The organism is Sphingobium sp. HDIP04 (genome assembly GCF_000445085.1).
GTDB classification, from domain to species: domain Bacteria; phylum Pseudomonadota; class Alphaproteobacteria; order Sphingomonadales; family Sphingomonadaceae; genus Sphingobium; species Sphingobium indicum.
Genome location: NZ_ATDO01000086.1, coordinates 25,425 through 39,566 on the forward strand (window position 1 = coordinate 25,425; position 14,142 = coordinate 39,566).

Annotated in this window: 12 protein-coding genes and 1 pseudogene; 7 read left to right on the forward strand and 6 right to left on the reverse strand. The window is 57.0% G+C overall.

The window, feature by feature from the left end; all coding sequences use genetic code 11:
* Positions 1–31 precede the first annotated feature (31 nt).
* The 3 genes from L286_RS35760 to L286_RS35770 are packed head-to-tail and all read left to right on the forward strand — an operon-like array spanning position 32 to position 4,690.
* The gene (locus L286_RS35760; protein WP_020817799.1) at positions 32–1,366 is read left to right on the forward strand and encodes a TolC family protein; all 1,335 of its coding nucleotides are present in this window, start codon (positions 32–34) and stop codon (positions 1,364–1,366) included.
* Positions 1,359–3,506 carry a type I secretion system permease/ATPase gene (locus tag L286_RS35765; protein ID WP_020817798.1) on the forward strand — a complete coding sequence of 716 codons (2,148 nt, stop codon included), beginning with the start codon at positions 1,359–1,361 and terminating at the stop codon, positions 3,504–3,506. The genes L286_RS35760 and L286_RS35765 overlap by 8 nt, the downstream gene beginning before the upstream one ends.
* Complete coding sequence (locus L286_RS35770) at positions 3,503–4,690, forward strand: HlyD family type I secretion periplasmic adaptor subunit (protein WP_020817797.1); 1,188 nt, start codon at positions 3,503–3,505, stop codon at positions 4,688–4,690. The genes L286_RS35765 and L286_RS35770 overlap by 4 nt, the downstream gene beginning before the upstream one ends.
* 166 nt (positions 4,691–4,856) lie before the next feature.
* Here the strand turns inward: L286_RS35770 and L286_RS35775 are convergent, their stop codons facing one another.
* Positions 4,857–5,219: a tyrosine-type recombinase/integrase gene (locus L286_RS35775; protein WP_020817796.1), complete on the reverse strand. Its 363-nt coding sequence runs from the start codon at positions 5,217–5,219 to the stop codon at positions 4,857–4,859.
* A gap of 383 nt (positions 5,220–5,602) precedes the next feature.
* The gene (locus tag L286_RS35780) at positions 5,603–6,919 is read right to left on the reverse strand and encodes a hypothetical protein (protein WP_020817795.1); all 1,317 of its coding nucleotides are present in this window, start codon (positions 6,917–6,919) and stop codon (positions 5,603–5,605) included.
* 125 nt (positions 6,920–7,044) lie between these two features.
* Between L286_RS35780 and mauJ the strand changes: the two genes are divergently transcribed.
* A complete protein-coding gene (mauJ, locus tag L286_RS35785; protein WP_020817794.1) occupies positions 7,045–8,388 on the forward strand; it encodes a methylamine utilization protein MauJ in 1,344 nt (447 codons plus the stop codon).
* 241 nt (positions 8,389–8,629) lie between these two features.
* On the opposite strand, the gene L286_RS49590 is transcribed toward mauJ, so the two are convergent.
* The 3 genes from L286_RS49590 to L286_RS35790 form a co-directional block, all read right to left on the reverse strand.
* Positions 8,630–8,755 carry a hypothetical protein gene (locus L286_RS49590; protein WP_268745325.1) on the reverse strand — a complete coding sequence of 42 codons (126 nt, stop codon included), beginning with the start codon at positions 8,753–8,755 and terminating at the stop codon, positions 8,630–8,632.
* Between the two features lie 179 nt (positions 8,756–8,934).
* Positions 8,935–9,474, reverse strand: coding sequence for a hypothetical protein (locus L286_RS47915; RefSeq protein WP_020817792.1), 540 nt, complete (start codon positions 9,472–9,474; stop codon positions 8,935–8,937).
* Positions 9,475–9,506: 32 nt separating this feature from the next.
* Complete coding sequence (locus tag L286_RS35790) at positions 9,507–10,226, reverse strand: hypothetical protein (protein ID WP_025160470.1); 720 nt, start codon at positions 10,224–10,226, stop codon at positions 9,507–9,509.
* Between the two features lie 263 nt (positions 10,227–10,489).
* On the opposite strand from L286_RS35790, the pseudogene L286_RS49820 reads away from it, so the two are divergent.
* From L286_RS49820 to L286_RS35800, 3 genes and pseudogenes are all read left to right on the forward strand, one after another.
* Positions 10,490–10,555, forward strand: a pseudogene (locus L286_RS49820) (SEC-C metal-binding domain-containing protein); the annotation flags it as partial.
* A gap of 27 nt (positions 10,556–10,582) precedes the next feature.
* Entirely contained in the window at positions 10,583–12,160 is a 1,578-nt protein-coding gene (locus L286_RS35795) for a hypothetical protein (protein ID WP_235181740.1), read from the forward strand.
* Positions 12,161–12,254: 94 nt separating this feature from the next.
* A complete protein-coding gene (locus tag L286_RS35800) occupies positions 12,255–13,109 on the forward strand; it encodes a hypothetical protein (protein WP_021223465.1) in 855 nt (284 codons plus the stop codon).
* Between the two features lie 141 nt (positions 13,110–13,250).
* Here L286_RS35800 and L286_RS35805 read toward each other — a convergent pair whose 3' ends face one another.
* A complete protein-coding gene (locus L286_RS35805; protein ID WP_021223466.1) occupies positions 13,251–13,919 on the reverse strand; it encodes a recombinase family protein in 669 nt (222 codons plus the stop codon).
* Between the last annotated feature and the right edge of the window lie 223 nt (positions 13,920–14,142).

Here is a 14,142-nt window from a genome sequence, read left to right on the forward strand (position 1 = left end):
CGACAAAGATCGGTCAATGACAAGGAGAAGCATGAAAAACGGTGCATGGCGTGCCAGCGCGCCCTTACTGTCGATGATGGCGGGACTGCCGGCTGCGGCGCAGGTCGCGCAGCCCTCTGTCGAGGACGTAGGCCAGGCCAGCATCGACATTGCTGGCGCCGTTGCGATGACGCTGGCCAGGCATCCGGAGATCGCGCGATCCAATGCGGCACTTGCGCGCGGTCAGGCCGATCTGGGCGCGGCCAAAAGCGCCTGGACGCCGCAATTGACCTATCAGGCCAATCTGGGGCCGAACATGTTTTCCCGATCAAGCGGTTCGGGGCTTAACGACAATATGGCCGGGCCCAGCCTCTATTTGCAGCAGCGCATATGGGATTTCGGTCGCGCGAAGGGGGAGATCGGCTATGCCCGCTCGACCGAGGAGCAGCGTCGGTATGAACTGGAATCGGTAGCGGATCAGCTTGCCGAACAGGCCGCTCTCGCCTTCCTCCAGGTGAAGCGGTTCGAGCTGCTTGGGCGGGAGGCCGCAAGACAGGTCGAGGCGCTGGAGCATCTGCGTGAATTGATCGGCCTTCGCGTTGATGCCGGGATTTCCGACAAATCCGACCTGATGCTTGCCAATGTTCGCGTGGACAGTGCGCGCGGGGATGCAATCCTGGCGGAATCGTCCCTCATCACCGCCCGCGCCGCGCTTGCCAATTTGACCGGGGCGATGCCGACTGTTTATCAGGACCCGAACCCGCAGATCGCCCGCTTCGGCGCAGCCGAGGAAGAGCCCGACTTTGCCTCTCTTCCGGCCATCGTCGCTGCGGACAAGGCCGAACAGGCCGCCGCCGCGCGAGTCGGCCAGGCCAAGGCGGAGCGCTACCCCCAACTGGGACTGCAACTGGGCTATACGCGCAACAACTACACATATAATGAAAGAAACAACGCCTTTTCGGCCCTCGTCACCGTCACAGGCGACCTCTACAAGCGCGGAACCCGTTATCAGGTCCGCGCGGCGGAGGAAGAACGCCGTGCCGCCCGATCAGCGCGCGACTCCGTGCTGCTGGATGCGCGAGGCCGGGCGCTGACGGCCCGGCAGGAAATACGCGGCGGTGCGTTGCGCATCGAAGCCTTCAGCCATCAGGAAAAGCAGGCGGAGGAAGCAAGCCGCATCTTCTTCGAGGAGTATAAGCTCGGCAAGCGCACCCTGACCGAACTGCTCAACACCCAGCTGGAAATCTATCGCGCGGCCAGCGCTCGCATCGTCGCCGAATATGACGTGCTGGCGGCGCGGATTCGTTTTGAAAATGTCCGTGGAACGTTGCGGCCCTCGCTCGGCCTTCCCGCGCGCCTGACCGAAGGAGAGGAAGAGCATGGCTGATTTCTCCGACGTCTCCGACAATCCCTGGGTCAGCGCCATTGCCAGACTGGCCACCCTGAAAGGCGTGCAGGTAACGAGCAGCGAGTTGATGACGCGGCTATACTGGTCGCCCGATGCCGACATGGAGCAGCTTCTGGTGCACGCCGCGCGCCTGTCCGGCATCCGCTTCGAAATCATCCAGATGGCGATCGACACGATCCCGGCCATGCTGCTGCCCGCCATTGTCGAACTACGCGACGGCCGGTCGGTGCTGCTCCTCTCGCGGGACGGGGACAGCGCCCGGATCACGATGCCCGCGCTTCGCCGCGATGCGCCGACGGACATATCGCTTGCCGAATTGCAGTTGCAGGCTACCGGCCGGATCGGCTTTGTCGAACCGCTTTCCACCAAATCGCGCGATGCCCGTCTTGACGAATTTCTGCGCAAGCCCAGCCGGTCGTGGCTCTGGGATGTGATCATGGGCGACAGGCGCGGCTATGGTGAGGTGATGATTGGATCACTGGTCGGCAACCTGCTGACTTTTGCCACATCGCTATTCGCGATGCAGGTATGGGACCGCGTCATTCCGGCGCAATCTCTGCCGACGCTCTGGGTGCTGGCGTTGGGTGCCGGCATGGCGCTGCTGCTTGAATTGATGCTTCGGACCGCCCGTGTCCAGCTCGTCGACCGGATCGGCCGCAGGGCGGACCTGGAGATCAGCGCGCGCGTCTTCGCCCGTGCCCTCGACATCCGCAACGACGCCCGCCCGCGCTCGACGGGCGCTCTCATCACCCAGCTGCGCGACATCGAACAGGTGCGGGAGATGCTGACTTCAACCACCGTTGGGGCGTTGATCGATTTGCCCTTCATCATCCTGTTCCTGGCGCTGTTCACCCTCCTCGCAGGTCCTTTGACCTTCGTTCTGATCGGCGCGGCGGCGCTGATCGTCATTCCGGGCATACTGCTGCAGCGGCCGCTGGCGCGCCTGGCTGGCGAAGGAATGCGCGAAGCGGCGCTTCGCAACGCCATATTGGTCGAATCCATAGAGCGCATCGATGAAATCAAGGCCGCCCAGGCCGAACCCCGTTTCCAGTCCATGTGGGAAAGGCTGACGCTCGCCAATACCAGGGTCGGCGCGGAGCAACGCTTCGTCGCCGCATTCTTCACCAACTGGACGCAGACGCTCCAGCAACTGGCCTATACCGTCGTGATCCTGGCCGGTGCCTTCCGCGTGATGAGCGGCGACATGACCATGGGCGCGGTCATCGCCTGCTCCATCCTCACCAGTCGCGCTCTCGTGCTGTTCGTGCCTTTTGGCCAGATCTTCACCCGCTGGCAGAATGCCAAGGTGGCACTGGCGGGACTGGATGACCTGCTTGCCAAGCCCGTCGATCACGACCCCGAACAGGGCCTGCTGCGCCGAAGCGGCCTGCGCGGTCATTATGAGGCAAGGGATCTGCGATTTGCCTATGATCCCGAATCCGCTCCCGCGCTGACGATCGACCGGCTGACGATCAGTGCCGGGGAACGGGTCGCCCTGCTGGGGCGTATCGGCGCGGGCAAATCGACGCTCCTGCGGCTGCTGGCGGGCCTTGCCCGTCCTACCGGCGGCGACCTGCTGCTGGACGGCACCGCCATGACATTGATCAATCCCGTCGATGTCAGGCGCGACACCGGTTATCTTGGCCAGGGCGCGCAACTGTTCCTGGGCACCATTCGGGAAAATCTGTTGATCGGAGCGCCGGGCGCGACTGACGACCAGATATTGGAGGCCCTGCGCGTGAGCGGGGGGCTGCCCCTGCTGCAAAGCCATCCCAAGGGACTGGACCTGTTACTGCAGGAGGGCGGCGCAGGCCTTTCCGGGGGACAGCGGCAGACCTTGCTGCTGGCGCGCGTTCTGCTGCGCAACAGCAACATCCTGCTGCTCGACGAGCCCACGGCCCCGCTCGACGAGATCAGCGAGCGTAACCTCGTCGCCCAACTGGGCGCCTGGCTGGTCGGCCGCACCCTGATTGTCACCACCAATCGTCCCGGCCTGCTGGAACTGGTCGACCGCATCATCGTCATCGATGGCGGCCGGGTCACGGTGGACGGCCCGAAGACGCAGGTTCTGGCACAGTTGCAAAGACCGCCTGTATCGCGGGCGGAGCAAAATCGATGACCGCCAACATCCATGCCAGCATCGATCCGCAAAAGGAAAGCCGCTGGCTCCGCCTGATCGGTGGCCTGCGCATCATTCCGCTGGTGTCAGCAGGGGTCATCGCCTTTTTCATCTGGAGCTATTTCGGCGTTCTGGATGAGGTTGCCGTGGGCCCGGGCAAGGTCACGCCGCCATCCCGTTCGCAGGTGATACAAAGTCTGGAAGGCGGCATCGTCAACGGCATATTCGTCCATGAAGGCGACATAGTGAAGCCGCGTCAGCAACTTGCGACGCTGGATCGCGCGCGCTTCAGCTCGATGCTCGGCGAAGCGGAGGCGAAGGCGCGCGCGCTGGAAGCCGCGGCCGCCCGGCTGGAGGCGGAAATCAATGGCGGCATGCCGCGCTTCAGTGCGGATGTGCAGGCCCTCCCCGCGCTTGTCGCGCGCGAAATGCAGCTCCTCCGGTCCCGCCGCGAAAATCTGGAGGTTGCCACTGCCAGTCTGCGTCAGTCACTTGCCCTGACGCGGCGGCAACTGGCGATGACGGAGCCGCTCGTGGATCTGGGCGCCGCGAACCGGGTCGAAATCATCCAGCTTCAGCGGCAGGAGAATGAACTGCAGGCCAAGCTCGATTCCCTGCGCAACCAATATGTGATCGACGCCAACGCGGAATATGCCAAGACCCGGTCCGAACTCGATGTCATCGACCAGGTCATCGGCGGACGCCGCGATCAGCTTAACCGCACCCGGTTGATCTCGCCGGTGCGCGGCATCGTCAAGAATCTGGAGGTCACGACAATTGGCGGCGTCATCCAGCCTGGCGGATCCCTGATGGAGATCGTTCCGCTGGAGGATGAACTGCTTGTCGAGGCGCGCATCAGCCCCCGCGACATTGCCTTCATCCGCCCCGGCCAGCCGGCCACGGTCAAGATCACCGCCTATGACCCATCCATCTATGGCACGCTGGACGGGACGGTAGATCGCATCTCCCCGGACACCTTGCAGGACGAGGTCAACCGCGAGCAGGTCTATTATCGCGTCTATGTCCGTACGCGCCACTCCAGCTTGCGCACGAAAGACGGGCGCGAACATGCAATCATGCCGGGCATGGTCGCCAATGTCGAAATCCGCACGGGACGCAAGACGGTGCTTCAATATCTGCTGAAACCCATCAACAAAGCGAAGGAAGCCATGCGAGAGCGTTAGGTCCCTCCGAGCTACTGTCCGCTCGGCACTGTATCGAAGACAAATCTCTGAGCTCATCCGATTACAACCGCACGAGAACAAATGAATGTGTGTCCCGATTTATTTCGGCCGCCATGCAGGAGGTGCATTCGAGGAGATGTCCGCTTCAGCTGACGTGAACTCAAAGCTAACGGCAAGAAGTGGCGCTTGGTCGCTTGTCTGCTTCGACCAACACGATCGACCGCTTCCGGCTTGTCCGGAGGATAGCGAGTGCCGGGGCTGACAAGGGAATGACATGCTCGCGCGCTGCCTTCATGCGCGCAGCTGGGATCGTCCAGAGCCTCTCCTCCAGGTCGAATTCTTCCCACACCGCTCCGCGCACCTCACCCGATCGCACGGCAGTCAGGATGGCAAAGCACAGCGCTAACCTACTGAAGGATTCCCGCTCGGCTAGCTTGACCATGAAGGCCGGCACCTTCGCATAGGGCATGGCCGCGAAATGCCCCTCCTTCCTGGGTTGGCGGGGGAGCCCCTTGGTGATCGCCCGCATCGGCGCCTCGCTCGCGCGGTAGCCCGAAGCATAGGCCCAATCGAATATGGTGCCGATCCGCTGACGGACCCGCCGCCGTGTCCGGCTTGGCAAGTCACCGGCTTGGCAAGTCAGATGTCGGAGAGCAGATTGCGATCATCGGGCCACGGATGGGGAAGAAAAGCTAGGTGGCGGAGAGGGAGGGAAACCACACCAATTGACGTTTATTAATATATTACAATGGATTATTTCATTTAAGATTGTTGTTTTTGTAGCATGCTTTGTAGCAAAAATCACAATGCAGGCTTGTCCGACATCGAAGATAGCGCTTCACCCACCAGACCAACGCTTGAAGTTTCATTACTCTGCGATGGGCTTGAGATAACGGCTGTATTCGGAGACCGTTAGGAACCCGCGCATCCGATCACCAGCCCTCTTGAATATCCGCCCTTTATCCCGCCCTGCCATTCCTCTTTCGACAGCGTGACGATTTTCCCTGCTATGTTCGCGCTGAACTCCTCCAGTGCGACAATCTTCCCGGCGGCGACCTGCGCCGCACTTTCCCCAAGCGCCCGCGCCAGCAGGACGTGGCAGATCTCGCGGAACCGCGTTTCTGCTTCTGCCGGTTCTGCCGGGCTATTGATGTTTAGCTTGAGTTTCAGCTCCGTCACGGCGTTCTCATTGCCGTTGAGATAATAGGCCATATTGTTGGCGATGATACCGCCACCGACTTCCAGATAGCCCGATCCCGCGAACCATTCGTCCTCGAATGAGCGGTGATAATCACGGGTGGGCAGGCCCTCGGCGCGGAGGAAAGTCTTTGCCGCATAGGGCGACCAGCCATCCTCATTCGGAACAGGCGGCGGATCGGCCTCTCGTTTCGCCATCGTTTTGATCTCGACAAAGGATTGCAGAAGCTCGGTCCTGTCGTCTGGATTGAAGCGGGCGACTGATTGCGCCCATCGCTCAAGCAGGCGGAGCTTCGGGCCGAAAGTGAAAAAGGCTCTCCACTTTGCCAATCGGCGGAGCCGATCATCCTTGATCGACCAGCCGAGGCCCATAAACACACGTTCATACACGGCGTAGAGTACGAGAAGATACAGGAACGGAAGGAAGCAGACCGTCAGGACGATTGGAATGCCAAATTCCCGCAGCGTGTCGAGCGTAGCGAACGCGGCAAGGTTGGCTACCGTCTGGTAGAGGCTATACCCGATATACCCCAGCCCGGTTAGCGAGAGCAGACTGCCGAGAACGCGGCCAGCCGCAGCATGCTCTGGCCTATGGCCCGAAAGGACGTGCATCATGCCCATGAGTGTTAGGCTCGGCACGGCGATCAACTCGACGGGTAAACTGAAGGAATAGAACTCAACCATAAAAGTGAGAGTGGCGGTAATGCCAACCGCGTCGCGGACGGCTTTTCCAAAAAATGTCCGGTCTCCGCTGACACGGTTGATATCTAGCATCGTGGCGAATGCGAAAGAGAACGCCCAAAGTATCGTCGTCTTGAGATTGCCAACGGTCCAGATCTGGAACCGCTCAAGCAGGACGACCACGCCCGTGATATAGATTGCGGCAAAGGCGAGCGGTACGACAATCAAAGGTTGAAAAAATGCCTTTACGAGGCCCACGAACGAGCTGCGGACATCCCGTTTCCGCATAGCAAACAGGATGAAAACTGCCAGCCAAACCAGGCCAGCTATCTCTCGGTTGCTGAATTCCATGGGTGAGAACAAAACACGAATTTTTAGCTAGGTCCAGTGCCGTAACGATCCGCTTATGGGGTATAAGGGCAGCACGTATGGAAACGCCCAGATGCGTAAAAGCAAGAATAGGATATAGTGTCCCAATGGCCGACATCGAGATAGCTGAACTGAAGGACATTTTCGTCGGCGAACTCGCCGAACATGGTCATTGGATAGTTGCCAATCTTGACACAGGGATAAGCTGGCCGGTTGAACAGCAAAAATATACCTATCAAGATACGGACTTCTTCCTCCTGCCTATTACCAAAGAAAGCTATCCGGCGGTTGCGCTCAAAAAGGGCGATGAGACAGATCAAGAGGCACGGTCCAGAATACTACGATTTCTGAGTGCGATGTCATGGTCAGAAGGCTCCGGCGTTATCGTTCCCTTCTTCACGGGTGGCAACTTGCCGAGACCAATGGGCCGCGAAAAATCGTTCGGGCTGACCATCACCCGTGATTTGAATTTGACCTATCTGCCCGAACCGGCGGAGGATCGGGGCCGTGTCGCACTGGCATTGATGCGGGAAGGCCGGGGATTAAATCATCCAGCCTATGCCTTTTTGTCGTTCTACCGCGTTCTTGAAGCGGCGCTCCCGGATGGACGCGCGCGCGGAGAATGGGTCGCCACGAACCTTGAACGGATTTTTGACCGTCAGGGCCAGGAAGCCTTGGAGAAGTTAAAGGCAACCGGCGTCGTCGATCTGGGAGGCCATCTCTATAGATCCGGCAGGCAGGCCATCGCGCACGCGGCGGCGGTTCCGATTATTAACCCGGATGACGCGAGCGATTACGAGCGTTTGCAGGGCGAACTGCCGATTATGCGCGGGCTGGCTGAACTAGCCATTGAAGAAGTCCTGGGGATCAAAACCCGGCACACAATATGGAAAGAGCACCTCTATGAACTGGCTGGCTTTAAAGAGCGGCTCGGTCCCGCTTTGGTGCAGGGCGCCCTCGATGAGATCGAGCCGCCAGAGGGAGCGACCGTCGATCTTCCCCATATCGATGTGGAGCTAAGGCGCAGCGATCCGTTCACGGCGCTCAAGGGTATGGTTCCCGTTCACGTCTCTCAGCAGGGAAAGATGATGCAGCTTGTCTATCGTTCGCCGGATGAACTGGTGGAAATGGTGTTCGTTCTTGATTTTGGCGAAGAGCGGCTACGCTTTGAATGGGACCGGAACATATATGGCAGAGACGATGGATCGGCCCAGGCTGCGATTTACGCCGCCGAGTTGACAAGGTTCATCCGCGATTATGTCGGCAATGGCGAACTGCACATCTACGATGCAAAAAGCCGGAACCTGCTCTCCCGTGTCGATGCGTTCATTCCGACGAACTACTGGGCCAATCACGAGGCCCTGAACGAGCAAATTATGCGCTGGACCGAAGAGGCTGCACATCGAGTGATCGCCCATCAGCATGAGGACGTACAGGAAGGTGCACCGTAACGGCACGCATGGTTCGGCTCAGGCGGAAGGGCAATGCCACGCGTCCCATCCGCGTAGGGTGGCCGAGGTATCCAGAGGGCGGAAAGCCCTTGGCAAAACATGACGATGTGCTGTTCGAACGCAAGATTGGGGGCGATTACGAAAGGCATGCAAGAGGGCAATGAACAGCCCATGCCCCGACGCAGGCGCGCCTGCATTGCCTGACGAAATGGAGTGACCCGTTGCCGAGCCACTCCACCCATCAAAACAGCGTCGCGAAGAAACTGATGACCAACAAAACCACAACCACTGGGATCGAAATCCCTGCGGAAAGGCTGAAAGTCGCCCCGCTTGGCTTGCTGGTTTCGAAGGCGAAGTTGAGCTTCAAAAGCTACCCCTCCATCTAGCGCGTGTCACTGATGAGCCGAACAATGCGCATTAGACCAGCAGCGGGACATTTAGGGATTTAAGCAGCCCCCTTAGCGTCCCGCGTGCTTTCGGCTGCGTCTTCCGCATTGGCAGAGGGGTTCGGCTTGCACAACCCTGAACGCGGGCGCTCCCGATCTATTATGACGGATTTAATGATGCTTCTGGCGGCCATTCAGGCCGTTTGAGTTCTTCGCCTGCTAACATCTTTTGGATAAACTCAAGATGCTGACCCACAAAGTCACGGATGAAATCGCGATCATCCTCCGAAGCCTGCTTGCCTTCGAGATCATTGGCGAAATTTTCGAGGGCCATGCGTATCAAATCGAGGGTGGCGACTAAAGCGAACAGGTGCCGGGCGGTTGAGCGCTCTCCCTGATCGTCCAACTCAAAGACCGGAAACCGATTAATTTCATCAACCACAGCGCTAATGCTGCGCGCCGCCGCCTTTAGAGATATTGGAAACGGCAGAAAGAACGCCGATGTGCGATGATAGCTTTCGACCACCTCAAAGCCGTGAGACAGCAATCTCTTCGCTGCGTTATTCAACTGGTGTTTCCGATGCCAGATAGGCACAAAGGCGGTAAAATAAGTGGCAACCAAAGCTAGCATCGCACCGAAGAACTGTGCCCACCCTGCCAGCTTGTCATGACCTTCCAGCCAAACGATCAACGTTTGCATGTAAACCCCCGTATTTTTGGCAAGAATATCGGTTAATCTATCCCATTTTTGCTTATACCGAACGGAGTATCGGATCGGATTATAAGCAACAACGTGTCTTCCAAAGACTTAATCGCTCCGTTTATGCTGTTCGCGACGGCATCAACACCGTCAGCGTCCCCTCCAAACCAAATGACAGCTTCTATTTCATCTTGCTTCTTGAACTGTTTTTCTCTCGCTTCTTCGGTGTGGGGAGTGGTCTGATGAATGAAGCGTGCGTATCGTTGCGCGGCTGTGATGATGCGGCTTCTTTGCTTCCAAATTTCGTTGAGGGCATTTTCAACCTCGTCCCCGAATACGGCCTTTGCGGTCGGCATGGTGTCGAGCAATGCGTCCCATAACGCCTTTTGAGCATTCGACCGGGAAATTGTGGCTTGCGCCGTCGCCAAAATGCCCTTGTGGCCTTCCGGTGTTTGGTCGTCGATGACGCCGTTTTTCCGCAATTCATCGTAAACTTCGTTCTGTTCAGCGCCCCACATTGCAGGCGAACGGATACCTTCGATGGCACGGCGAAGTTTGTAGGCGAGGGTCAAGACCTGTTCGGCCAGTTCGATACGGCGTTCTTCATTCTTCTGCCGCCGCCACTGTTTGAACGTGTCCGATCCCTTATGGGCGGCATAGATTACGGCCAATGCGCCAATAATTGTTCCGATCCCTGAGAGCATCGAACCCGTTGCATCCCAATTGACCGAGCTGCAAATCGCTAACACCATATCGCCCCCCAACGTTATGATGGTGGTTCTCTCGCACAGCGGGAGAGTTTCAGCAAACCTGGTCCTATGCTCCGGAGGTCACCCACCAGGAGGCAGCATTCCTCGCGCCCCTCCAAAACGTGCAACCAGTTGCAATTCATGTTGTGAAAAATCTAGGGCGATTGGCTTCATCATTAGCCAGTCATCTGCTTTTATAGCCGGATGCCAGTTGCATCTACAGCAAGCCCGCTTTGCTTATGCGAACTTTCAGCTACTCTACGAACATGAAAATTGGGCGAAACAAGCCCTGCTCATGCGGCAGCGGGCAAAAATACAAGCATTGTCATGGTTGGCTAGGATCGGAGCCTACCACACCTATGCCTCCTCCTGACGCCTTCCATCAGTTTCGGGAACGACTTCAGGCGCAAGAGCAGGTGCGACAAACCCAGCAAGGTCGCGGTAAACCTATCATCTCCGCCAACGTCAACGGTCATCAGCTTGTAGCTGTAGGAAACCGCCTCCATTCTTCCCGGACATGGAAAACGTTTGTAGATTTTCTATCCGACTATCTCAAAATGAAATTGACGCCCGAATGGGGCAATGCGGAGATCAAAAAGCCCCTGAATGAGCGCCATACTATCATGCAATGGTATGATGCGCTTTGCCATGTGCAGGCGACAACAATCAAGCAACCGGGTGAACCAACCAGCATCGAGGTTAATGGGGTGCTGGCTTGCTATTTTGGTCTAGCCTATGCCCTGTATCTCCTCGAACATAATATCGAATTACAGGATCGCATGATCGCCCGGCTGCGCGATCAAGGGAATTTCCAAGGCGCATATTATGAATTGGTGGTAGCCCGCGCCCTCATTGGGGCCGGGTTTGACCTTGTGCTTGAAGATGAAACTGACAAATCAACAAAGCATTGCGAATTTGCAGCGATCTCCAAGGATACCGGCCAAAAGTTCTGGATCGAAGCAAAGATGCGGTCGGTTTCCGGCCTGTTCGGCAAGACCGACAAGGATGGTGTTTCAACAAAGGCAGGGATCGCCACCTCCCAGCTAATCTCGCATCTGAATGGCGCTTTGAAGAAACCTGCCGCTAACCAGCGGATGATCTTCATCGACTTGAACGCGGAAATGAACCCGGACGCCAGCGACGATAACCGACCTGCCTTTGTGAAGGCCGTGAACAGTAGGCTAGCCACCTATGAGCAGAAAGACTTGGAACCCGGCCAATCTGCTTATGTGTTCGTCACGAACATGACCTTTCACCGCGACCTTCTCGGCCCAGCACAGATGATCGCCATTCCCACCAGCGTGGGCATCCCGGACTTTAATCGGCCCGGCTTTCACAAACTGTCAGATTTTTACCGGAGCGAAAAAAAGCATGCTGACGCTCTGCGGGTGGCGGAAAGTATCGCCCACACTCTTCGCTTTCCAACGACATTCGATGGCTCGATGCCAGCAACGACGCTGCTAGGTGAGCGGCCACCGCTGACGATTGGTGAGAGATATTCCTTCGAAGGGGCCGGGCCTGATGGGAACCATATTACCGGGACCGTGACCGACGTGACGGTGATGGAAACGTGGAAAGCTGCCATGATTGCGGTCAGCACAGACGATGGCAGACACATGCTTCTCCGAGAAAATCTTTCCGATGCCCAATTGACGGATTTCAAAAATCACCCAGACGCATACAATGGCAAGGTCAAGAGAGTTTCGAAGGGGGCAAAGACCCCTTACGACCTGTTTAAATTTTTTGTCGAAGCCTTCGCCAATCTGACACGAAAAACTCTTCTGGAGAGGCTCAAATTGGCTGACAGGGCAGCATCGCACCTGTCCGATGAAGACCTATTATTGGATTACTGCGAGAGGTTAGTAGCTGGCAGCGGCATGTTCGAGAGCCAAGACGGCGTTCTACAACCCAAAGCGAGCGCAGAAAACTCTGCATAGCCTTTGAGACCTTCGTGCCGGAGGACGCACAGCCTTCCTCATGCACCGATGCACGCGAGGTGACACCGGAACTCCACGCTGCCAATGTAAGACAATGATAAACTTGCCGCCGATAATCGAACGCATTGCCGCCTTGCTTGCTGAGGATACTGACGCAAGCGTGACATACGCCGCCCTCGAAGCCAGACTTGCACTCGAAAAGGTATGCTATGATCGCCTCCGCCAATGCCACGATTATATCTCGCACGCCCAGTTGAAGAAGTGGCAGCCACGACAGATTGTGAACACGCTGTTGAAGGAGGTGGATCAACACGCCACGCAAACACGCACGCTTCACATATCAAGAAACCCGGCACGACCTGGCGAGAAGCCGGAGGAACAAGAATATGTGGAGATCGGCACAGAGGTGGGTTTCGACCCAAGGATCATTGAAAAACTGTGGAATGCGCTGGCAAAGATTGCGCTGCACGTCCGTCTACCCGAACACAAGGAAGACCATATACCCCCCTATGGCGACAAGGAACAGATACGCGCCAAAGTGGAAGAGGTCAGTCGCGAGCTAGAACGGCTTTCCAAGACAACGATGACCTTCTCCGGCATCGGCGAGGAGGTGTCATTCGTCTGTGAGTGCGGGGAGAAAAACAAACGACGCGCATCTTTGCTTCATCAGGGCCAGCAAGTCTCTTGTATCAATCCCAATTGCCAGCACACATACATCGTTAAAATAGTTGGACAAGACGTTGGTTTCGAAGCCGACGTGTTCTCTGTCATATGCCACGAATGCGATACGGTTGTTCATATTCCTCGCCGGGGACTAATGACCCTAAAATATGACCAGTTCGGTTCGTGCTTCTGCCCCAACTGTAACCAAAAGAACTTCTTCCAATGGCGGCTGCTACAGGTTCGTCCGCGCATGGAAGGTGAGGAAGACGCGAAAATCGATAGTTGAGCAGGTTTTGGGCAGAAAAAGCGGAGCAAGATTTACAACACCGCCACTAGGCTAATGTTGATAGACTTGTCTATCTGTAATGCGCGTTTCCTGCGCGCGCGCGCGAGGGAATGGAACAATTGGTGCAACGAGTTGCAATCGTTACCCCGTAGCGGCGAAATAACGACGTTCGATGTTGCGGACTGTCGCCGGATGCCACTGACCACCTCTTCGGGTGCGAACTCCTCTCGCCGTAAGCGCATCAGCAATGCCCTGCAAGGAGTTGACGCCCGACGCTCGTATCTGCGCGATTATCGGGGCGATGTTTGCACAATAGCCATCGGCAGACTTCCTGATGCACGCTACTGCGGCGTCTCTTGCCTCCTCAATTCGCGGATTGCCCAGCGTGATACCGCGCGCCTTTGCGGCAACAAGGGCTGCGCGCGTTCGCCCTGCAATCAAGTCACGCTCATGCTCAGCAAAAGCCGAAATTACATGGACCATGAGCTTATTGGCGTGTGGATTATCGACCGCTACAAAATCCACGCCCGTCTCAATGAGACGGCTTATGAACGATACAGTGCGGGCTAGCCGGTCCAACTTTGCCACTAACAACGTGGCCTTCCTTCTCCGGCACAACGCTATCGCCTGCTCCAGCACCGGACGGTCAGATCGCTTGCCACTCTCGATCTCCGTCAATTCTTCAATGACAGTCCCGCCACACGCATGAACAAAACGATCTATCGAGGCGCGCTGAGCGTCAAGGCCGAGACCTGAAACGCCCTGCCGTTCAGTGCTCACCCTCAAATAAGAGACGAAGACTGCCGACATGTTGCCTACTTATAAAATCAAAATGGACATTAAGAATTTATACGAAATCGCAGATCATTCGTCAAATAAATTGATAGTTATTTCTTCAGTTTTCTATGATATAGGAAATTTATAACAATATTCCGGATAAACTTATGAGCGCTTCAAAACGTCATCTTTCACAACCGAGAACACGCGGGCGGATCGTCATGGCATACCGAGGAAGCAGCCATACACTCACTCA

What these genes read in the sequence shown, in the direction of transcription:
- L286_RS35760 (WP_020817799.1), top strand. Translation starts at nt 32, where the DNA reads ATGAAAAACGGTGCATGGCGTGCCAGCGCGCCCTTACTGTCGATGATG.
- L286_RS35765 (WP_020817798.1), top strand. Translation starts at nt 1,359, where the DNA reads ATGGCTGATTTCTCCGACGTCTCCGACAATCCCTGGGTCAGCGCCATT.
- L286_RS35770 (WP_020817797.1), top strand. Translation starts at nt 3,503, where the DNA reads ATGACCGCCAACATCCATGCCAGCATCGATCCGCAAAAGGAAAGCCGC.
- L286_RS35775 (WP_020817796.1), bottom strand. Translation starts at nt 5,219, where the DNA reads ATGCGGGCGATCACCAAGGGGCTCCCCCGCCAACCCAGGAAGGAGGGG.
- L286_RS35780 (WP_020817795.1), bottom strand. Translation starts at nt 6,919, where the DNA reads ATGGAATTCAGCAACCGAGAGATAGCTGGCCTGGTTTGGCTGGCAGTT.
- mauJ (WP_020817794.1), top strand. Translation starts at nt 7,045, where the DNA reads ATGGCCGACATCGAGATAGCTGAACTGAAGGACATTTTCGTCGGCGAA.
- L286_RS47915 (WP_020817792.1), bottom strand. Translation starts at nt 9,474, where the DNA reads ATGCAAACGTTGATCGTTTGGCTGGAAGGTCATGACAAGCTGGCAGGG.
- L286_RS35790 (WP_025160470.1), bottom strand. Translation starts at nt 10,226, where the DNA reads ATGGTGTTAGCGATTTGCAGCTCGGTCAATTGGGATGCAACGGGTTCG.
- L286_RS35795 (WP_235181740.1), top strand. Translation starts at nt 10,583, where the DNA reads ATGCCTCCTCCTGACGCCTTCCATCAGTTTCGGGAACGACTTCAGGCG.
- L286_RS35800 (WP_021223465.1), top strand. Translation starts at nt 12,255, where the DNA reads ATGATAAACTTGCCGCCGATAATCGAACGCATTGCCGCCTTGCTTGCT.
- L286_RS35805 (WP_021223466.1), bottom strand. Translation starts at nt 13,919, where the DNA reads ATGTCGGCAGTCTTCGTCTCTTATTTGAGGGTGAGCACTGAACGGCAG.